Genomic DNA, 20,633 nt, shown 5'->3' with positions numbered 1-20,633 from the left:
CACAACGCGCAGTCCTGAAAGAACTTTGGGGATAATGACCCCCATCCTGCCTCGCGAGGACGGGTTACTGACATCGATTGACGCAAAACACCAGCTCCAACCAGCGCGTTCGGCGGGCCCATTGTCAGACTAGCTTCCGGTCCCCCAGCTTAGTGTTCCGCCTCACCGAAAAGGCGCGCGCCTTCGTCTGTGACAATTCCGACCGTTTCCTGCAGTGCAATCGTGGCGCTCCAGTCGGGTTCGCGCTCATTGAGCAAGTTCAAAACCAAATGACGATCGAGCGGTTCAAGCGTCAATTTGAAAATTGATGTCTCCGGCCAAGGCTCTTCTAAAGAGCCACTTTCGCACAAATCGCGCCGATGTTGACCTGCCTCTTGAAACGCCTTGTCCAGCGTGTCGCAGTACGCGAGGAGCGTAGTATTCGAGGGGCTAATTGGAAATGCCCACACAACCATAGGTTCAGGCATGGCAAATATCCTTTCGGGCGCGAAGTACTCTCAATGCTTGTATCTATAGAACGGATATGGCACTTAGACCAAGAGGAGAAGATAAGCGTCCACTACTTTGCAATCGCCTGTCCTCGCGACCAGAAATGGTTGTATATCCTCTATAAGGCGCCTAGACTAACTGGCGGCCCAGAGGGTTTTACTGGAGGCATGAGCGCCGGCAACCATGCAATGATAGCCGGGGCCGCCTCTGACGGCAACCCGCAGCATTTGGTCAAGGGTGTGGTCAAAGCATGTATCAAAGTAGACGCCCCTGGCACGAGCTAGCTGAGCACCGCTAGCACCTGTTAAAATCACCCACCTCTTTTTGAGGCAGCCTCTAAGTAGTGCGGCCGTCTGCGCAAGAAGGCAGTCTCGCGCGACGAGCGGTGGTCGGTGGTGAGATTCCAAGGTTGCCCGCGCGAATTGTGCGACGAGACTTGCGATATGGCGGGTGTTGGGAGAATTCCAGCATTTCGGCCGCTATGCGTCATAATCGGGCTTCAGGTCCACCCGATACAAAACTAGCTGGCTCGTCCCTTTTTCCTGACACGGGTGAGCAAATCTCGTGCGTGGGCGAGGGGTCCCACTGCCGATACGCGTGAAAATGCTTTTGCGTTGCTCAGTTCGACGGGGTCATGTCTGCTTGCTGCATCACACACAAAGTGGCTGGCAGCGCCTAAACACATGGGACTGTCATATCAAGGCGCATGATCCAACCTCATCAGGGCGACTAACGAGAGCGTGCCCAGTTTTATATCCGCAGTCAGGTAGCTGGAGACTTCGCGCTCGCTGTTGGTAACTAGGGCAGGTGCAGCCTTCATCTTCGCGGCTATATCGCTCGCCAGTCCTACTCGTTGACCGCTGTCGATCGCGGTTCTGACCTATTCGTGTGGCGTGGATGGCGAGCAGCCAATCTTGATAACGAAAGATGAAACGGCAGCCCAGCCGGATGGATGCTCGGCTTCGTGGTCGAACACCATCCCACCGGCCCTAGCGCCGACTTCGGATAATTTTGTTTGTTGTCAACTCTTGCGGCAAGTAGCGATCTGAAGTTGACCTGATTGAAATTTTTATTTGACGACATATTTTAATCCACGCAAACGTAGGAGCTGACATGGCCGTAGGGCTTGAAACCAACGCCCTGACGGGCGTGGCCGGATTGGACGATGTCCTTTCAGGAGGACTTTCACGCGATCATGTGTTTCTGCTGGAAGGAAATCCCGGCACAGGCAAGACGACAATCGCACTGCAATTTCTCCTCGAAGGCGCCAAACTTGGAGAAAAGTGTCTCTACATCACACTCTCCGAAACGGATTCAGAGCTGCGGGCGAGCGCCGCCTCGCACGGGATGGTTATAGATGATACCATTGAGCTCTTCGAGCTCGTCCCGCCGGAAAGCCTGCTCGATCCGGATCAGCAGCAGAGCCTTTTGTATTCTTCGGATCTCGAACTCGGTGAAACGACTAAGCTAATCTTTGACGCTTTCGAGCGCATCAAGCCGAGCAGAGTTGTCCTTGATAGCCTTTCCGAAATCAGGCTTCTGGCGCAGAGTTCGCTTCGCTATCGTCGTCAGATCCTGGCTCTCAAGCATTTCTTTGCCCGGCAGGGTGCAACGGTGCTGCTGCTCGATGACATGACGACCGAGATGATGGATAAAACTGTCCACAGTGTGGTCCACGGGGTCATCCACCTTGAGGAACTAGCTCCAGATTATGGCTCCGAGCGCCGGCGGCTGCGGATCATCAAATACCGCGGACGGGCATTCCGCGGCGGATATCATGACCTTGCCATCAAGACAGGTGGAGTAGAGGTGTTTCCGCGACTGCGTGCCGCCGAGCATCGAACTGATTTCGCCCGTAATATTTTGCCGACCGGCAACGCTGAGTTTGACAGCCTGCTTGGGGGCGGGATCGAACGCGGATCGAGCACGCTCCTCATTGGCCCTGCCGGCACGGGAAAGAGCACGTTTACCTTCGAGTTCGTCAAGGCCGCCGTCGCCCGTGGTGAAAAGGCTGCAGTTTTCATCTTCGACGAGGAGCTTGGCCTACTTTTCGCACGCATGAAAGCGATGGGCCTGGATCTCGAGGGGTTGAGCGATCAAGGCTTTGTTCACATAGAGCAGCTGGACGCCGCTGAGCTGTCGCCGGGGGAGTTTACTCGTCGGGTTATGGACCGGGTCACAGAAGCCAATGCAAAGACTGTGATCATCGACAGCATCAACGGCTACCAGTCTGCGATGCCCGATGAAAACGCCCTCATCCTTCATTTGCACGAGCTTCTGCAGTACTTGAACAGACAGGGAGCCAATACGTTCATCACGGTTGCCCAGCATGGACTTTTCGGCGACATGAAATCTCCGGTGGATGTCACCTATCTGGCCGACACCGTCATACTGTTGCGTTATTTCGAGGCTGCCGGGCGCGTCCGCCGCGCGGTCTCCGTGATCAAGAAGCGTGCCGGTAGGCATGAGGACACGATCCGAGAATACCGGATCGACAATACAGGTCTGAGCCTCGGTGCGCCGCTCTCCGGGTTCCAAGGTGTGTTGCGCGGCGTGCCAGTCCTCACCGATGTTTCCGAGCCTCTCATGGTCATGACCACCGGAGGGCTGGGCAATTCCTGATCGTTTTGCAGACGCGATCATACTTGCCCCTGGCGGGCGGGATGCAGATGTGGCTTCTTCGCTCCTTTCTGCCGCAAAGATTGTGTGCCGGTCGGCTGGAGACCTTCCTTCCTTCGTTGCAGCCCTTGGCGACAAAGTTGCCTTTGGAGTGCTGACAGAGGAGACGGTACGATCGGGCGACTTGAAGCCGCTCGCCAGCTGGATTGCAAACCAGCCGAGCTGGTCGGACATGCCGTTCATAGTGTTAACGCAGAGAGGCGGCGGCCCAGAAAAAAATCCGGCTGCGGCGCGTCTTTCTGAAATTCTCGGCAATGTAACCTTTCTGGAAAGGCCGTTTCACGCCACCACCTTTATCAGCGTGGCGCGCACTGCCATGAAGGGCCGGCAAAGGCAATATGAAGCGCGTGCGCGCCTAAACGACCTTGCAGATGGCGAACGGCGTTTGCAGGCCGCGCTCGAAGCGGGGCGTCTGGGCTCTTGGGAACTGGAACTCAAGGCAAACCGGCTCACGACTTCTGAATTATTCCGCACAACTTTCGGACAGCCTAAAGACGGCCCGCTCTCTTACGAACATTGGTTGGCGACTATTCACGAGGACGACCTGCCGCGACTGAAACGTGCAATATCTCTGACAGTGGAGACTGGCAGGGACTGCGAGATCGACTTCCGCTGCATCTGGCCCGATGCCACCCAGCACTGGGTCGATGTGCGCGCGCAGCTTTACCGGGACAGGAACGGTGGAGCGCAAAAACTCGTCGGCATTGCATCCGATATTACCGAACGCCGCGTGGCCGAGGATACGCTAAAGAGCGTCAACGATCTGCTGGAAGAGCGCGTATCTCTGCGAACAGCCGAGTTGAAAGCAGCCAATGCGGGGTTGATCGAACAGGTGGCCCAGCGGGAGAGGGCGGAAGAGCAACTCAGGCAGGCTCAGAAGATGGAGGTCATCGGCCAGCTCACCGGCGGTGTCGCCCACGACTTCAACAACCTGTTGATGGCCGTGCTTGGAAACCTTGATCTCCTTCGCAAGCATTTCCAGCACGATCCGAAGGCATGTCGCCTGATTGACGGTGCTATCCAGGGCGCAAAGCGTGGCGCGGCGCTGACACAACGCTTGCTTGCCTTTGCGCGACGTCAGGATCTGAGCGTCGAACCGACAGACCTCGGCAAGCTGGTGACCGGAATGGAGGATTTGCTCAAGCGATCGGTCGGCACGACGATAGCAATCGAGGTTCTGCTTGAAGACAACCTGCTGCCTGCAATGATCGATTCAAACCAGGTCGAACTCGCACTCCTCAATCTCGTTGTCAACGCGCGGGACGCCATGCCCTCCGGCGGAGTAATCAAGGTTCGCGTTCGCGGCGAAGAAATACGAGAAGTTTCCAAGGATCTCACGTCAGGGCGCTACCTCGTTTTATCGGTAGAAGACACCGGAACCGGAATGAGCGAACAGACGCTGATGAAGGCAGTCGATCCGTTCTTTTCTACAAAGGAACTTGGAAAGGGAACAGGCCTTGGCTTGTCGATGGTCCACGGGCTTGCTCTGCAGCTGAAGGGAAGCCTGCGTCTCACCAGTGCTGTCGGTCACGGAACTTTTGCGGAGCTGTGGCTCCCCGAAACTTTCCGGCCGATATCTATCGATGACGCTCTCGAGCCGGGTGGCATTGGCGTCACTCGGGCGATACGGATCCTTATGGTGGACGATGATGCTCTTATCGCCATGGCCTCGGTGGACATGCTTGAAGATCTCGGTCACGAAGTCGTGGAAGCAAATTCTGGTGCTGATGCCCTGAAGTATCTGGAATCAGGCAACACGTTCGACCTAATGATCACCGATTATTCCATGCCTGGTATGACCGGTGCTGAGCTGGCCATGGCGGTACGGGAAAAGGTGCCGGGGATGCCAATTCTCATAGCAACTGGATACGCCGACCTCCCAGCTGGTAGCGGGATGGATCTTCCGCGCCTCGGCAAGCCTTACACTCAGGCACAGCTCGCGGCGGAAATCGGAAAGGTCTTGCATCGCGGCTGACCGACGCTGTAGCGAGACATTAAGCCGTTTACAGAGATGACCCTATCAACGTGAGGAATAGAAGCGTCGATCATGGGTATCGGCATCGGGATCCCTCGCCGATTTACAGCATGTGAGCGTGACAGGCGGATAGGGAAACAGCGGCACTGGACGATTTTTTACCTGTTGCACCGCAGGCCATCCATTAACAGACCGATTAGTCGATGGGACCGATCACGCCAATCAGGTGCGTCGGGGATGGAGTAAATGCTTGAGAGAGCATGCAAAAGGTCCGTCGTGTCAATATCACTGCGCACCGCCCGCGATTGGGCTGCACTCTTCAAGAGATCGTCTAATGCAGATCTCAGAACACCAGAGCCTTCGGCAAACAGCGCCGAGTTCGAGGTCATCAATATCCGCAAGCTGTTGGCCATGCCGCGTTTTGTAGCGATATAGCCCACGAACCTGCGCATCCATTCCTCAAGCGCCGCATCGGGTGCATGGGTTTTTGCCAAGCCGCCGGCAGCAGCAGCCAACATTTCCAATTCGCGTCGGTAAACAACCTCCACCAAGTGCTCACGGGTCGGAAAATGTCGATACAGTGTACCGATCCCGACGCTGGCCCGGCGAGCGATGTCCTCAAGTGAGGTCTCGACACCATTCTCGGCGAACGCGTCCGCTGCAACCTCGATCAGCCGCTCCTTGTTCCGGCGCGCGTCTGCCCGCAACGGAGGTTCGCTGGTCGGCTCTTTTTTTGGCTCGGCCGAGGCCAAAGGCTACTCCATCATTTTGCACTTGACGATGACCAGGAAGTCCCTAGATTAAACGGAGGCGCCTCCATTTTACGCGTCTCTTCCTCTTGTAATGCACGCCGGCCTGTCTGTCAGGTCGAAAGTTCTATCGATTGCTTCACCACGACGACAGTGAGAACCCATCATGGCCGGAACGCTTCAAATTTCATTGGACATCAACGGACAATCACGCGAACTCTCCATAGAGCCGCGCGTCACTTTGCTCGACGCGCTTCGCGACCATCTCTGCCTGACAGGCACCAAGAAGGGCTGCGACCAGGGGCAGTGCGGTGCTTGCACGGTTCATGTGGACGGCCAAAGGGTGCTCTCCTGTCTGACGCTCGCCGCCCAGGTGGAAGGTCGGCAGATCTCGACGATCGAGGGGCTGGCTGGGAAAAATGGTGAACTTCACCCAGTTCAGGCAGCTTTCGTGGATCAGGATGCGTTTCAATGCGGATACTGTACCCCTGGCCAGATCATGTCGGCTGTCGCCTGCATCCGCGAAGGCCGAGCCAGATCCGACACCGAGATCCGAGAATACATGTCCGGCAATCTCTGTCGATGCGGTGCCTACAATAGCATCGTCGCCGCCGTGCGCAAAGCAGCGGAGACTGGCGCATGAGAGACTTTTCCTACGTACGTGCGACCTCCATCGACGAGGCGCAACAGGAAGTCCAAAGCGGTGCGGTCTTCCTTGCAGGGGGCACCACGCTTCTGGACCTCGCCAAGTGCGGCGTGGCCGAGCCGGAGCGCGTGGTCGACATCACGCACCTTGCTGGGCTGGACGGGATCGACGCCGATGACACGGGTGTCAGCATCGGCGCTCTTGCTAGGATGGCGGCCGTCGCAGACCATCCCCACATCCTTTCCCATTTTCCGGCCGTGGCACAGTCTCTCTCGCTTGCCGCCTCCGCACAGCTCAGAAACATGGCGACGATCGGCGGCAATCTTCTTCAGCGGACCCGCTGTTCATACTTCCGAGAGCCGGGCGCCTTTACCGCGTGCAACAAGCGGAATCCCGGGTCAGGCTGCTCGGCCATCGGCGGCGTGACCCGCAACCACGCGGTGCTCGGCACGAGCCCAAATTGCATTGCCAGCTATCCGGGCGATCTGGCAATCGCCCTCGTGGCCTTCGACGCCGAGATCAAGATCGGCGAGCGAAGCGTGGCGATAGACGAATTCTTTCTGCTGCCAGGCTCGACGCCGCAAAGGGAGACTTTGCTGGAAACCGGCGAGATGATTACGGCCGTGACGATCCCCGCCTCTCCGGCAGCACGAAATTCGACCTATCTGAAAGTCCGCGATCGCCAATCTTACGAGTTTGCCGCATCGAGCGCGGCCGTCGGTATCGAACTGGAAGCGGACGGCAAGACGGTGCGCGATATTCGTATCGCGCTCGGCGGTGTTGCAACAAGGCCCTGGCGCGCACGCGCGATAGAGGCCGCACTCATCGGCAAGGTTCTCGATGTTGCATCCGTGGAAGCCGCCAGCCGGCTTACAATGGAGAATGCGCTTCCGCACGGCGGCAATCAGTACAAGATCAAACTCGCGCCGCGTGTGGTCGCGCGCGCCATTCTGACCGTGGGAGGTCTTCTATGACGATAATGGAACCCCGCAAGCATGGCGATGCTTCCGACGGCATGATCGGCGGACGGCATTCGCGTTTCGAGGGCACGGTGAAGGTTACCGGAGCCGCCACCTACGCGCTTGAATATCCGTTTGAAAATCTAGCGCATGCAGTACTACTGCAGAGCACAATTCCGGCGGGTCGGGTCCTTGCGGTTGACACTGCACAGGCGAAGGCGATGCCTGGCGTTCTGCTGGTTCTCACGCCTGAGGATGATTTTGGACTGAAGGTCGCCTCCGACTGGTACGGGAATCGCCCGGAAAACCAGAACTACAATCCCCTGCCACGCCAAGTTCGCTTCAATGGCGAGACCATCTGCGCTGTTGTGGCAGAGACGCGGGAGCAAGCGTCGGAGGCAGTCAAGCTGATACGGGTTACCTACGAAGAAACGCCCGCAGTGATGGGCCTCGACGACCCCAATGCCGGTCAGGGCAAAGTCATGGATAATCTGACGTGCAAGTGGGGAGACGCAGAGTCGGCGTTCGCCAGCGCACAGGTCAAGATCGACGTCGTGTACCGAACGCCACGGGAATTCCACGTTGCCATGGAGCCGCATGGGCTGACGGCGAAATGGGACGGCAATACGCTGACTGTGTGGGAGCCAAGCCAGTGGGCCCAGGGAATGGCGCGCAGCTATGCCGAGTGGTTCGGCTTGCCGCTTGAAGACGTCCGGATCATATCCCCATTCATTGGCGGCGGGTTCGGCTCGAAAGGTGCAGCGCTTGCCTACGGTGCTGTTGCGGCTGTCGCAGCAAGAAAACTCGGCCGTCCGGTAAAGCTCGCGGTGACCCGACCGCAGAACTTCACAAGCTACGGTGGACGGGCGGCGACGCGCCAGCAGATTTCGCTAGGAGCGACCAACGACGGGCTGCTGCAAGCGATCATCCATCGCGGTGCGAGCGAAACGTCAGTTTATGTCGACTATCCCGAGCAGACGGGCGCAGCAACGGCAGTGCTTTACAAGGTGGAAAACTTCAGCTCCGAACATCGGGTAGTCCCCGTCAACACTGTGACGCCCGGCGCGCTCCGCGGCCCAGGCAAGAACCCCAGCGCATACGGCATCGAATGCGCCATGGAGGAACTTGCCTATGAGATCGGTATGGATCCGCTCGAACTGCGCCTTAAGAACTATGCCGACCACGATTACCAGTCCGGAAAACCCTGGTCGACGCGTCGCCTGCGAGAGGCCCTGACGGAGGGCGCGGACGCTTTCGGCTGGTCGGGACGCAGCCATCAGCCTCGGTCCATGCGAGAGGGCAGGACATTGGTCGGCTGGGGAATCGGGTGCGGCACGTTTCCTGTTATCCGGGCGCCAAGCTCGGCGATGATACGCATCCTTGGCAACGGCCGCGTGGAGGTGATCAGTAGCGCCATCGATATGGGGCAGGGAACCTATACGATCCTTGCCCAGACAGCGTCCGACGCGCTGGGCGTTCCCGTCAGCCAGATCGATGTCCTGCTTGGCGATTCGCGGATGCCGGGATCGGCGATTGCCGGCGGATCAATGCTTGCTGGGTCGATCACTGGTGCCGTCCACAAAGCAGCGATCGCTGCGCGTGACGAGCTCATCGAACTTGCACTCAATGACGCCAATTCACCCCTCCGCGATACCGGCGCAAACACGTTGACGCTCATCAACGGACGGCTCGGCTCCGCGCGAGGCGGCGAATACACGCTTTCGGAATTGATGTCGGCCCTTGGAAAAGAACATTTGGAAGTTCTCCGCAACACGCTCGATGACGCCACACAATCGGCCGCCGACCACAAGCGAGCTTGGACGACAATGGCCGGCGTCCAAGGGCCGACCATGGGCGACCATTCCATGCACAGTTGGTGCGCGCATTTCGTCGAGGTGAAAATCGACGAGGATTTCGGCACGGTTCGCGTTTCTCGCATCGTATCGGCCTTCGATTGCGGTCGTCTCTACAATCCACGACTTGTGGAGAGCCAATGGCGCGGCGGGATCATCATGGGCATCGGCCAAGCTTTGCTCGAAGAGGGCCTTGTCGATCGGCGCAACGGCAGGCTCGTCAACAATAATGTTGCCGATTACCTCGTGCCGACCAATTCGGATGTCCCGGATATCCAAGTGATCTCTGTCGGTGTCCCCGATCTGGATGCGTCCGCGTTGGGAGGAAAGGGGGTCGGTGAAGTTGGTATCGTCGGCGTGGCGCCCGCGATTGCAAATGCTGTCTTCCACGCGACGGGAAAACGAGTTCGTGATCTCCCCATCACCTTGGAAAAGTTGCTCTAGTTTCAGATTGTCAGTCCAAGCGATGCCGGACGCAAATCCAGCGGTTGCTCAATTCGATGAAAGGTCTGCAGATGTTGAGCTCATGCAGCGTCACTGCGCCAATCGTGCCTAGAAAGGCTCTTATGACCGATGACGCCATCAAAATAATGGAGTTTGCTGCTCAATCCTTCGATGCTGGACACGGAGTGGCCTTTGCCACGCTTGTTGATATTCGCGGAGGATCCGCGCACCCGCTCGGATCCCACATGGCGATCCGCGATGACGGCTTTTATTGCGGTTTCGTGTCCGGCGGATGTACGGAGGCGGCGGTTGCATCGGAGGCGATGGAGGCGATTTCGAGAGGTTGCGATCGCAACCTTCTGCTGGGGGAAGGATCGCCGTTTTTCGATATCGTCCTTCCCTGCGGTGGCGGCATTACGGTTGCAATCCATGTCCTTCGTGAGAGCGTGGCCTTATGGTCCATTCTCGCCAGGCTTGGAAAGCGGCTAACGGCAAGCCTCTGCTATCAACCTGACACCCAGCGGCTGATTGCGACAGAGACGTTCGAGCCGACAGGCTGGAGGGGACAGACGTTCATCACGCACCATCGCCCGCGTGTCCGGGTAGTTCTCGCCGGCCGGTCGGTCGAGGCCGATGTCACCGCCAGAGTCGCGACGGCTGCAGGGTATGACATCTATTGCTACGACGGTAGCGGGCCGGCGCTTTCACCAGAAATTATCGATGCCGACACGGCTGTATCGCTCCTCTATCACGATATCGATTTTGAAATCCCGGTCTTCGAGGCGGTGCTGCGTTCTAGGCCGTTCTACGTCGGTGCGCTCGGGAGTGCGCGCACACATGCCAGACGTGTTCAACGGCTGGAAGAACTCGGGTATAGCCGCGGCGAGATTGCCCGGATCAAATCTCCGATAGGCCTTTTTAATAAGGCCAGAGATTCACAGTCTCTGGCGCTCTCGGTTTTGGCCGATATTGCCGCACGGCGGCTCTTGGAGGAGCAATGAAGCCCTCTAGGCTGATCGAAAGTCACTTAATCGTTAAAGTAGTCGTGCCACCTTACATGTTCGCCGCGTAGGGTTGTTGTGATAGCGCAATAGCTGGACGCTTGCTGAACGGATTGGTACCTCGACTGCTCCATGGCCTCGGGAAGGGGAACGCCACGATTGGCCGCCTCGGTCAGATAACCCGATCGCAAGCAATGCGCCGAAAACTCCCCAGCCTCCAGCCCAGCCAGCGCGGCCCGGTGCTTGACGATATCATTGACGGCCTTCGGATCGAGGGCGCAACGGGAGACAGCCCCACCGAGCACTGGTCTCGGCCGCAAACGACACCGACGATCTCAAGAACGCCACGCCAGCCCAGCCATCAGCGGTTCTGAACGGCCTGAAGGACGCTATCGGCGTGGTCGAGCAGGGCCAGGGGAACGCCACAGGTCTCGAAAACGCGCTGACCGGTTCGGAACCGACCTATCTCCAACTTCTCCAAAGTCTCACCGACGCCATCTCGACGACGGCGGGCACCAACGGGTCTGCGCTCCGGCAGTTTGCAATTCAAAACGCCGCACTCGTCGACGGACTGATGGCAAATACCGCCTTCACGCAATCGGTCGGCAAGCTCATCCAGGTTGAATACATGATCGCGGTCGGAGCCGCCGCAGCGCTTCCGGTGGCGCAAGATCTCGCCGCCATGTGCAGCTTGGGAGTTCAGGCCTGTGCCGCACAGGCTAATGTAATCTTCCAAGACATCGTCGCCTCAATTCTTGAGCTTGGCGGCACTGGCGTCGGACTCGCCGGCATCAGCGCGCTAGATAAGGAGGCTGTTGATCAAGCGTTGACGAAGGCTGCTGCAGAAAATATCGCTGTCGATGTTGGCTTCGACACCTCAAATCTTGAGAGCAAGCTGAAGAGCTACCTGCTCGATTCGACTCATCCGCAAAACCAGGGCAAGGCAAACTGGTTCAGTCAGACCCTAGGGTTTGATCAAAGCAATTGGCAAGACTTGGCTCCCCAGCTACGGTTCGATCCTGCAACGGCGGTGTCCACGAAGACTACCCCGTGCGGCCAGACATTCGAGCAAACCATACCGATTACCCTCGCCACCGGGAACACGATCGACACCAGAATTCTTCATGAAAGTATACGCTTGAACCAGAGATAGGCAGGTAATTTGCCCGCGACTTTGGGCTCGTACTTGCGGCCAGGAATGCGCTTGTAGGCCTGTTGCCGTAGGTGAAGAATTTATGACCGCGTTGTCGTCGATGGCCAGTCCATCCGTTGTAACGCTCGAAGACGAATGATCAGGAGCGCGTTGTCGGATGCTTGCGACGGCTTAACGCAGACATCAACATCAGCCGGTGCTTGGTCGCTCGGATTGTTTGTCTTTTCACGGTTGAAAACTTTGGGAAAGATTACTGACATGCCTATCCACCTCGATGAATGATCCATCTCGAGTTAACAACGATCTGAACGCGGGGTTCCGAGATCGACAGATTTTATGCTTGTGGAGAACTGCAACGCAGGGGGTAGCTTATCTTCCGCGTCTTACGTGACGATCGTCGGGAGTAGGAGACATGGTGGCTGTAATAAACCTTAATTCCATTACTCAGTAGATAATTGCTCAACAGATAATGTCCCGGAACTAATCATTCTAAAAGTTGTTTTGAGAGCAACACAGCCATGAGGGCCAGCAATCGTGGAATGCGTCCGGGTGCTTCGGTCGCGGCTGATGTCTCGGCACTGTAGGATCGTTCGGTCGTATTGCTGGCGCGGCTGCGGCGTTGCCCTCTCCAATCCAATGAAGGAACGGCCAAAATATGAGGCCAAGACGTCTGGTTGTTATAAGTGACTTTCAAAGTGGCGAATATCTCGGTGGATCGGTTGTGCCGGTTTCAGAGTTCTACCAGCAATGGATCTCGGGCAGTCGTGGGAAGAGCCCAAGAGGCACCGGTCGGCCGGATCACGTCGAGGTAAAGGGTGGCTATATCGAGAGGTTGCCGCTCGCTGCCCTGCACAGCGGCCTTGTGGACTGCGCGGAGATCTGGACCCACTGGCGCGGAGAGACGCCGCCGCTTGATCGGGAGGACGCCGACAGCCCCTGGCTTACCCGCCGGTCCTTTCGGCTGGATGGGCCGGATGCGCCTTTCGCCTCGAACGACATGCTTGCCCACATAAAAGCCTTTGGACCGCCGGACATCCTTTGCGTCTGGGGGCTTGGGGTTAGCGAAGACATTCTTCTCGCCTGCCGCGACAGTTTCAAGATCTACAATTCCATCGATGCGCCGGCGCTTCGCATCCCATTTGAGGTCAGTCGCCATTTCGATCTCGTGCTGACCGGCGCCGAATGGCAGTCCGAGGCAGTGCTGGCCCGCCATCCGGAAATGCAGACAGCAATCATGCCGGTCGGCCCCGAATTCGCATCCGATCTGACGTTTCGGCCGCTACCCCTACCAAAGGTCTACGACGTCATTTATGTCGCGGCAGCACAGGCTTACAAGCGTCACGACATCTTGTTCGATGCGCTGGAGAAGATGCCGCGCAGCATCCGGACGCTGTGCGTCTTCGGCTACGGAGAGCTTGCGGACGACCTGCGCCACCGAGCCGACACATCGGGTCTGAACGTCGATTTCGTCGGGCCACCCGGTGTGGACTTCGAGGAGGTCAATCGGCTGATGAACCAGTCCCGCATAGGTGTCGTGTGCGGCATCGATGACGGAGCGCCCGCCATCCTCACGGAATATATGCTGGCCGGCATCCCGGTGCTTGCCAACGATGCGCTAAGCTGCGGACTGCAATACATCACCGATCTGACGTGGGCGACAGCCAGCGGCGACCGATTTCACGAGGGCATTTCCGATATGCTGGCACGCCTGGATACCTTCACTCCGCGCGAGATCGTTCAGGCAAACTGGACATGGCCTCACACCATCAGGAGGATCGCGCCATTGCTGCAGAATTTCGACAGGGCGGCTTTCCACCGTTGGAACTAAGGGATTACTAGCTGGTTGCAGGTTTCACTACTTGAAGAGGAACCCCATGAACCTGCTGCATCCCCTACCGCGCACCTCGGAATCCCGCATTCTCGACAAGGCCCCCCTTGTCTGTTTCTCTCACCTCCGGTGGGATTTCGTGCTGCAGAGACCGCAGCATCTGATGCAGCGATTTTCACAGCAGCGCCAAGTCTTCTTCTTCGAGGAATACATCCCGACCGACCATCATCTTGCCTATATCGAGATCCATCCGTTTGCCGGCACGACCGTCAAAGCGGTCCGTCCGAGGATCCCCCATTGGTGGACCGAGGCGGATCGGCAGGAAGCGCTTGGCAACCTGCTGGACGAACTGCTCGAGCTGCATGGTGGCGTGAAACCCATCCTCTGGTACTACACGCCGATGATGTACGCCTTTTCCGCGCACATCGACGCTGCGGCTGTGGTTTACGATTGCATGGACGAACTTGCTAATTTCAAGTTCGCACCCATGCAGTTGAAAGACGCCGAGAGGGCGCTGATGGCGCGTGCGGATGCCGTGTTCACTGGCGGCTTGAGCCTTTATGAGGCAAAGCGGGACAAGCATGACAACATCCACGCCTTTCCCTCCAGTGTCGATATCGAGCATTTCCGCGCCACGCGCAACGGCATGGCGGAACCGGCGGATCAGGCAGCAATTTCGGGGCCGAAGCTCGGCTATTACGGGGTGGTTGATGAAAGGCTTGATCTGAGCCTCATTGCTGCGGTCTCCAGGGCGCGACCGGATCTCTCGCTCATCTTTCTCGGTCCTGTCGTCAAGATCTCTGATGAAGAACTGCCGCGCGCGGCCAATATCCACTATCTCGGTCTCAAGTCCTATGCCGACCTGCCGGCCTATCTTTCCGGCTGGGACGTCGCTCTCATGCCGTTCGCGCTGAACGAGGCGACACGCTTCATCAGTCCGACAAAGACGCCGGAATATCTCGCAGCAGGACGACCGGTGGTCAGCACCTGGGTAACAGATGTTGCACGTGCCTATGGCAACCTCGAGGGAGTTTTTCTCGCCAACGGCGCGAAGGAGTTCGCTGACGCCTGCGACAGGGCGATTGCGCTGGCCGGCGAGAGCAGCGACTGGCTCGGCGACGTGGATGCGATGCTGGTCCGCTCCTCCTGGGACAAGACCTTCGATCTCATGTCGGAAATCGTGGCACAATCGATCTACTCTAGCGCCAGGAGGCAGGTCCACCCGTTGACGCATCATCCCCTCGCAGATGAGCTCGGCGCGACAGTCGCGGTCGGGGGCAAGTAATGCCCCGCATTCTTCTGGTAACCGACAGTCTCGATCCGTCGGGAATGGGAGAGCACATGCTTGCCCTTGGCCGTGCCATGGACAAGCGATGGGACGTGACCCTGGCGCTCTTGTCGGGAGAACGAAGCCCGTTACTCACCCGCGCCCTGCGGCACGGTCTGAGCGTAAAACGCCTCAACTCGAAAGATGATTTTGCAACCTGGCTGGGCGGAAAGCCCTTTGATCTCCTGCATGTACACGCTGGCATCGGTTGGGAGGGGCATTGGCTTACCGCTGCGGGAATAGAGCGCGGCATCCCGGTCGTCCGTACCGAGCATCTTCCTTACCTCCTCACCGATGTCGAACAAGTGGACGAATACCGCCGACAGATCGAAGCCATCGGCCACCACATCGTCGTCTCAGACGCCTCCCAGGAGAGCTTTGTCGGTCACATCGCTGGCGACAGGCTGAGCGTCGTCAGGAACGGCATATACCCGCTTCAGCCGCAGGAATCTGCAACCGACGTCAAATCAGAGATGGATCTGGATGGCCGCACTGTTCTCCTCACGGTGGCGCGGTTTTCGACCCAAAAGGATCACGCGACGCTGTTGCGCGCCATGCCGGACGTTATCGCCGCTCATCCGTCGGCCACGCTGCTTCTCGTTGGCTCCGGCGATGAGCAGGAGGCCACCGAGGCGCTCGTCTCGACGCTTGGGATTTCGGGCCATGTACGCTTCCTCGGCCAGAGACAGGATGTCGCAGACATTATGAACATCGCCGATCTCTTCGTGCTTCCATCGCGATTTGAAGGCCTGCCGCTGGCGGTTCTCGAAGCCATGTCGCTCGGCATCCCCGTCGCAGCCACACGCGTCGGCGGCACCGTAGAAGCACTCGGCGAGCATCACGAACTCTTCGCCACGGCGGGGGACCCCATATCCCTCGCGGCGGTCATTAAAGCGGCGCTTTCCGACCCCGACCGGGCAGCACGCACGGGCGGAGCGGGCCGCGCACGTTTCGCGACCAACTTTTCGGCAGCCCGGATGGGAGCGGAAACGGCCGCAATCTACGACCGCCTTCTGCAGGAACCTGCAATAGCTAAGCAAAAGGATACAGCCATGAAAAAGACGCGTCTCGCCTTCATCGGCGTCGGAGGCATTGCGCAACGGCATCTGGACATTCTCGCCACTTTCGAAGACGTTGAATTGGTGGGCTTTGCCGATCCCGACCTCGAACGCGCCGACCGTGCCGCCATGCGCTTCGGTACACGGTCTTTCCGGCACCACAAGGACATGCTCGACGAGCAGCGCCCCGACGCGGTCTATGTCTGCGTACCGCCTTTTGCGCACGGCGAACCCGAGCATGACCTGATCGCGCGCGGGATTCCCTTCTTCGTCGAAAAACCTGTGTCGCTCGACCTTGAGACGGCAGAGGCGATTTCGGCAGCAGTGGCGGCAAAGGGCCTCATCACGGCGGTCGGCTACCACTGGCGCTATCTTGACACCGTTGACGAGGCGCGGACGTTGCTTGAACACAACCCCGCGCAGCTGCTGTCCGGTTACTGGCTCGATTCCACGCCGCCGCCGCAATGGTGGTGGAAGCAGGACAAGTCCGGCGGACAGATCGTCGAGCAAACAACCCATCTCCTCGACCTCATCCGCTTCCTGATCGGCGACGTCAGAGAGGTCTACGGCCGCGTCGGACACACCGACAGGGCCGAATTTCCGGGCCTCGACGTGCCGACGGTGACAACGGCAAGTCTGACCTTCGAGAGCGGCGTGATCGCCAACATCGCCTCGACGTGCTTGCTCGGCTGGAACCACCGTGTCGGCCTGCACATCTTTGCCGACCGGCTCGCCATCGAATTGACCGACCGCGACATCATGATCGACACCGGGCGAGGACGGCCGACCCGCGGCGCCGACGGCGACCCGGTCTGGCGCGAGGACCGCGATTTCATCGATGCTGTCAGCGGCGGTGAAAACCGCATCCGTTGCCCCTATGGCGATGCCGTGGCGACGCACCGTCTGGCACTCGCCGTCATGGCATCTGCCGAGAGCGGCGAACCCGTCCGTCTCGACATGCCGGAGATCACGCGGCCGGCGCCGGCGCCCCTGCAGTTCCAGCCGCGTCCGGAAGCGCATCACGGAATGCCGCCCGGCCACCGCATGATCCGCTCGCTCGGCGTCGAGGGACCAGGGCGGCCCTATTTCTTCGAATACGAGGAGGGACCACCGTCCGATGGCCAGGTGAGGCTGGAGACACTTTTCAGCGGCCTGTCCGCAGGGACGGAGCTTACCTTCCTCAAGAACACCAACCCCTATTTTCGGTCGCGCTTCGACAGTGATCGTGGCGTGTTTGTCGGTAACGAAGCAGATCTCCACTATCCGGTCCCGTTCCTCGGCTACATGGAAGTCGCGCGGGTATCCGAATCACGCGCGACGGGTTTTGCCAAGGGCGCCATCGTCGCCTCCGCCTATGCCCACAAGACCGGCCACACGGCCAACCCCTATCACGACGTGTTGATCCCAATGCCTGACGGCATCGATCCTCTCCTCGGCGTCCTCGTCGCCCAGATGGGTCCGATCGCCGCCAATGGCATTCTGCACGCCGACGCATTGTCCTATGGCGCCCATGTCCCGGCGCTCGGGGCAGGCATTAAGGACCGGCCGGTTCTCGTCATCGGTGCTGGCACCGTCGGGTTGATGACGGCCCTCTTTGCGCAAGCGCTCGGGGCGTCCGACGTCGTTATCGCCGATCCCTCCGATTTTCGCCGAAGCAAAGCGGAGGCGATGGGCCTGACGGCGATGACCGAGGACCAGGCCTGGAACCACGCGAAAGCCCGCTGGCATGATGGAACTATGGGGCGCGGTGCCGATATCGTCTTTCAGACGCGTGCCCACTCGGACAGTTTGCACACGGCCCTGAAGGCGCTGCGTCCGCAGGGTACTGTCATCGACCTTGCCTTCTACCAGGGCGGTGCGGATGCTCTGAGGCTCGGCGAGGAGTTCCACCACAACGGCCTCAACATCGTCTGCGCGCAGATCAATCGCGTGCCGCGCGGCCTTGCCCCCTTGTGGGACAGACGCCGGCTCGCTCTGGCAACGATCGACCTGTTGAAGGCGCGGGGCGGCGACATCCGTGAGCATATGATCACCCATGTCATCCCTCTGGACGACGCACCGGGCTTTCTGACCGACCTTGTCGAGAACAGGCCAGACTTCCTGCAGGTCGTCTTTCAGGTGGCCCAATGAGTGCGGGCGCGCCCCCAACCAGGATCCTGTTCGTCTTCGCCTGGCTCGTCGTCGGCGGAGAGGAGACGGAAGTGCGTCTCCTTGCCGAACACCTTGATCGGCGCCGCTATCGCATCGACGTGGTCGCCTGCTTCCGCAAGGAGGGGATGCCAGAGCAAACCCATGATCAGCTGCGCGCCCTCGGTGTAGACGTCGACACCGCGCCTTACCAGTTGTCGTTCGATGATACGGTCGGCTACCTCGCCGAAAAGGCAGCGGGCTACGACATCGTCGTCTCCTGTCAGAATGTCGCGGACATCTATCCGGCGCTCGAGCGGATGCACCTGCGACCGTTGCTGATCGAACATGGCGGCCTGGTATCGGAGGCGCTGGCCGGACCGAAACACCTGACAAGCCGCTATGTCGGCGTGTGCCGGTCGATCCGAGACGCCGCAGCGTCGAGCATGCCGGGGCGTGAGCAGCACGCCATCGAGATCCCTTCGATGGTGGATCTGACGGCGTTCGAGACGACCCGTCGCGCTCACTTGCGCGCCGGCCTCGGGATTACGGACAGCCAGACGCTGACCGGCTGGGTCGGGCGCCTGGACCCAAAGAAAAATGTCGCCGATTTCATCGAGGCCGCGGCACTGGTCTCGGCCGAAGATTTGAGCGCCCGCTTCGTCATCGTCGGCGGCCCCGATGCGTTCATGCCGGACTATGCCGATGATCTGAGCAACTTGGCGCTTGAGCGCGGTCTCGGCGGCAAGCTCGTTTTTCTCGGCGACCGCAAGGATATCGCCGAGCTGCTGTCGGCATTCGATATCTTTGTCTGGCTGTCCAAGGGCGAGGGCATGCCGCATGTGATCGCGGAAGCCGGTGCTGCTTCGCTGCCTGTCATTGCGACGCCCGACAACGGCGCGCTGCAGCAGATCGATGATGGTATATCCGGCCTTTTCGTACCCTACGGCGATCCCGCCTCCGTGGCCAGAAAGATCGCCGAGCTGATCGCCAATTCCCAAATCCGCCGCCAGCTCGGCTCGGCTCTTCGCCGTAAAGTCGAGGACACCTACTCCGTCGCAAAGGTACTCCCGCAGTGGGAGCAACTTTTTGCGGAAGTGCGTGCCGAGCGCAGGCCAGCGGAACCCACGAGCCTCTTCAAATCCTTCCTGCAGGGCGGGTTTGAGTGCTCCACTCACAGATTGCGGCCACGCGGAGGCGAGGTTTCAGGCCGGCGGCTAGACGTGATCCAGTCAATCGGACACGACCGATATGCTGAACAGGATTACCGGCAGCTGGCCGGCTTCGGGATCCGTACCGTGCGAGACGGCTTTCGCTGGCACCTCATCGACAGTCACGGATGTTACGATTGGTCAAGCATTCGGCCGATGCTCAAGGCGGCGGCGACAACAAAGACCCAGGTGATCTGGGACCTGCTCCATTACGGCCTGCCGGACGACGTTAACATCTGGTCACCAGCATTTGTAGACCGTTTCGCACGTTTTTCTCGGGAATGCGCGCGCATCGTTCGAGAGGAAACCGACGAAATACCATTTTACTGCCCAGTCAACGAAATCTCGTTTTTTGCGTGGGCCGGGGGTGACGCCGGATACCTTAATCCATTTGGCAATGGTCGAGGGTTCGAGTTGAAAGTACAGCTCGCGCGCGCCGCTATCGCGGCCATGGATGCCATCCTCTCAGTAGATCCTCGAGCCCGCTTCGTCCACTGTGATCCGATCATCAACGTCGTCACCGACCCATCGCGACCTTGGGAAGCCGGTGTGGCGGGCGGTCACCACCAATCACAATTCCAAGGCTGGGACCTGATCTCGGGCCGCATGTGGCCACAGATCGGCGGAACAGAACGCTATCTCGATATCATCGGCGTAAATTATTATTTCAACAACCAGTGGATCCACGGCGGTCTGCCGATCGATCACGGCCATCCTCTTTACAAGCCCCTCAGCAAGCTTTTGGCGGAGACCTACGCCCGCTACGGACGACCTATCCTGATAGCGGAAACCGGGATCGAGGATGACCGGCGCGCATCGTGGTTCCAGTATGTGTCGGACGAGGCACAACGCGCACGCCAGTTGGGCGTTCCTCTGGAAGGTCTTTGTCTTTACCCTATTGTCAATCACCCCGGGTGGGACGACGAACGACCCTGCAAGAACGGTCTCCTGTCGTCGCACGTCACGCCGACGGGTCGTGAGGTACATCAACCCCTGTTGGATGAATTGAAAGCGTCACAAATACGAAGCGCAACAAGCTCTTGGTGATCAGCTCGTACGCTTCGCCAGTCCACGCCCCGGCTCGCGGAGATTTCCGCGACCCGGGATAGTTCTATGTTTGCTTGGCTGTATGAT

At 59.0% G+C, this 20,633-nt stretch carries 12 protein-coding genes and 3 pseudogenes; 11 read left to right on the top strand and 4 right to left on the bottom strand.

What is annotated here, in order from left to right; all coding sequences use genetic code 11:
* Positions 1–149: 149 nt before the first annotated feature.
* Positions 150–467, bottom strand: coding sequence for a hypothetical protein (locus EQW76_RS17285; RefSeq protein WP_142831051.1), 318 nt, complete (start codon positions 465–467; stop codon positions 150–152).
* A gap of 833 nt (positions 468–1,300) precedes the next feature.
* Positions 1,301–1,468: pseudogene (locus EQW76_RS29815) on the bottom strand (IS3 family transposase); the annotation flags it as partial.
* Positions 1,469–1,602: 134 nt separating this feature from the next.
* On the opposite strand from EQW76_RS29815, the gene EQW76_RS17280 reads away from it, so the two are divergent.
* Positions 1,603–3,111, top strand: a complete 1,509-nt coding sequence (locus EQW76_RS17280; protein ID WP_142831052.1) for an ATPase domain-containing protein — start codon at positions 1,603–1,605, stop codon at positions 3,109–3,111.
* Positions 3,112–3,292: 181 nt separating this feature from the next.
* Positions 3,293–5,143, top strand: coding sequence for an ATP-binding protein (locus tag EQW76_RS17275; RefSeq protein ID WP_244615403.1), 1,851 nt, complete (start codon positions 3,293–3,295; stop codon positions 5,141–5,143).
* 158 nt (positions 5,144–5,301) lie between these two features.
* On the opposite strand, the gene EQW76_RS17270 is transcribed toward EQW76_RS17275, so the two are convergent.
* Positions 5,302–5,895: a TetR/AcrR family transcriptional regulator gene (locus EQW76_RS17270; protein ID WP_142831054.1), complete on the bottom strand. Its 594-nt coding sequence runs from the start codon at positions 5,893–5,895 to the stop codon at positions 5,302–5,304.
* A 163-nt stretch (positions 5,896–6,058) separates the two neighbouring features.
* On the opposite strand from EQW76_RS17270, the gene EQW76_RS17265 reads away from it, so the two are divergent.
* From EQW76_RS17265 to EQW76_RS17250, 4 genes are all read left to right on the top strand, one after another.
* The gene (locus EQW76_RS17265) at positions 6,059–6,535 is read left to right on the top strand and encodes a (2Fe-2S)-binding protein (RefSeq protein ID WP_142831055.1); all 477 of its coding nucleotides are present in this window, start codon (positions 6,059–6,061) and stop codon (positions 6,533–6,535) included.
* Positions 6,532–7,512: a xanthine dehydrogenase family protein subunit M gene (locus tag EQW76_RS17260; protein ID WP_142831056.1), complete on the top strand. Its 981-nt coding sequence runs from the start codon at positions 6,532–6,534 to the stop codon at positions 7,510–7,512. Before EQW76_RS17265 ends, EQW76_RS17260 begins: the two co-directional genes overlap by 4 nt.
* Positions 7,509–9,794 (top strand): xanthine dehydrogenase family protein molybdopterin-binding subunit, encoded by a 2,286-nt coding sequence (locus EQW76_RS17255; protein WP_143122999.1) that lies wholly within the window; start codon positions 7,509–7,511, stop codon positions 9,792–9,794. Before EQW76_RS17260 ends, EQW76_RS17255 begins: the two co-directional genes overlap by 4 nt.
* Positions 9,795–9,916: 122 nt before the next feature.
* Complete coding sequence (locus tag EQW76_RS17250; RefSeq protein WP_279309163.1) at positions 9,917–10,795, top strand: XdhC family protein; 879 nt, start codon at positions 9,917–9,919, stop codon at positions 10,793–10,795.
* A 33-nt stretch (positions 10,796–10,828) separates the two neighbouring features.
* Here the strand turns inward: EQW76_RS17250 and EQW76_RS29810 are convergent.
* Positions 10,829–11,095 (bottom strand): annotated as a pseudogene (locus EQW76_RS29810) (integrase); the annotation flags it as partial.
* A 97-nt stretch (positions 11,096–11,192) separates the two neighbouring features.
* Here EQW76_RS29810 and EQW76_RS29415 point away from each other — a divergent pair.
* The 5 genes and pseudogenes from EQW76_RS29415 to EQW76_RS17220 all read left to right on the top strand — a co-directional run bounded on the left by EQW76_RS29415 (position 11,193) and on the right by EQW76_RS17220 (position 20,546).
* A complete protein-coding gene (locus tag EQW76_RS29415) occupies positions 11,193–11,948 on the top strand; it encodes a DUF6883 domain-containing protein (RefSeq protein WP_202617209.1) in 756 nt (251 codons plus the stop codon).
* A gap of 721 nt (positions 11,949–12,669) precedes the next feature.
* Positions 12,670–13,776 carry a glycosyltransferase gene (locus EQW76_RS17235; RefSeq protein WP_348539983.1) on the top strand — a complete coding sequence of 369 codons (1,107 nt, stop codon included), beginning with the start codon at positions 12,670–12,672 and terminating at the stop codon, positions 13,774–13,776.
* Between the two features lie 163 nt (positions 13,777–13,939).
* Positions 13,940–14,971 (top strand): annotated as a pseudogene (locus EQW76_RS17230) (glycosyltransferase); the annotation flags it as partial.
* An 89-nt stretch (positions 14,972–15,060) separates the two neighbouring features.
* Positions 15,061–18,291: a glycosyltransferase gene (locus EQW76_RS17225; protein ID WP_244615405.1), complete on the top strand. Its 3,231-nt coding sequence runs from the start codon at positions 15,061–15,063 to the stop codon at positions 18,289–18,291.
* Entirely contained in the window at positions 18,288–20,546 is a 2,259-nt protein-coding gene (locus EQW76_RS17220) for a glycosyltransferase family 4 protein (protein ID WP_142831060.1), read from the top strand. The genes EQW76_RS17225 and EQW76_RS17220 overlap by 4 nt, the downstream gene beginning before the upstream one ends.
* Positions 20,547–20,633: the final 87 nt, after the last annotated feature.

The organism is Rhizobium sp. rho-13.1, assembly GCF_007000305.1.
Classification (GTDB): Bacteria; Pseudomonadota; Alphaproteobacteria; order Rhizobiales; family Rhizobiaceae; genus Rhizobium; species Rhizobium rhododendri.
This window is presented reverse-complemented; position numbering and strand designations above follow the sequence as displayed.

Coding starts and splice junctions, on each gene's coding strand:
- EQW76_RS17285 (WP_142831051.1), bottom strand. CDS start 467: ATGCCTGAACCTATGGTTGTGTGGGCATTTCCAATTAGCCCCTCGAAT.
- EQW76_RS17280 (WP_142831052.1), top strand. CDS start 1,603: ATGGCCGTAGGGCTTGAAACCAACGCCCTGACGGGCGTGGCCGGATTG.
- EQW76_RS17265 (WP_142831055.1), top strand. CDS start 6,059: ATGGCCGGAACGCTTCAAATTTCATTGGACATCAACGGACAATCACGC.
- EQW76_RS17260 (WP_142831056.1), top strand. CDS start 6,532: ATGAGAGACTTTTCCTACGTACGTGCGACCTCCATCGACGAGGCGCAA.
- EQW76_RS17255 (WP_143122999.1), top strand. CDS start 7,509: ATGACGATAATGGAACCCCGCAAGCATGGCGATGCTTCCGACGGCATG.
- EQW76_RS17250 (WP_279309163.1), top strand. CDS start 9,917: ATGACCGATGACGCCATCAAAATAATGGAGTTTGCTGCTCAATCCTTC.
- EQW76_RS17225 (WP_244615405.1), top strand. CDS start 15,061: ATGCCCCGCATTCTTCTGGTAACCGACAGTCTCGATCCGTCGGGAATG.
- EQW76_RS17220 (WP_142831060.1), top strand. CDS start 18,288: ATGAGTGCGGGCGCGCCCCCAACCAGGATCCTGTTCGTCTTCGCCTGG.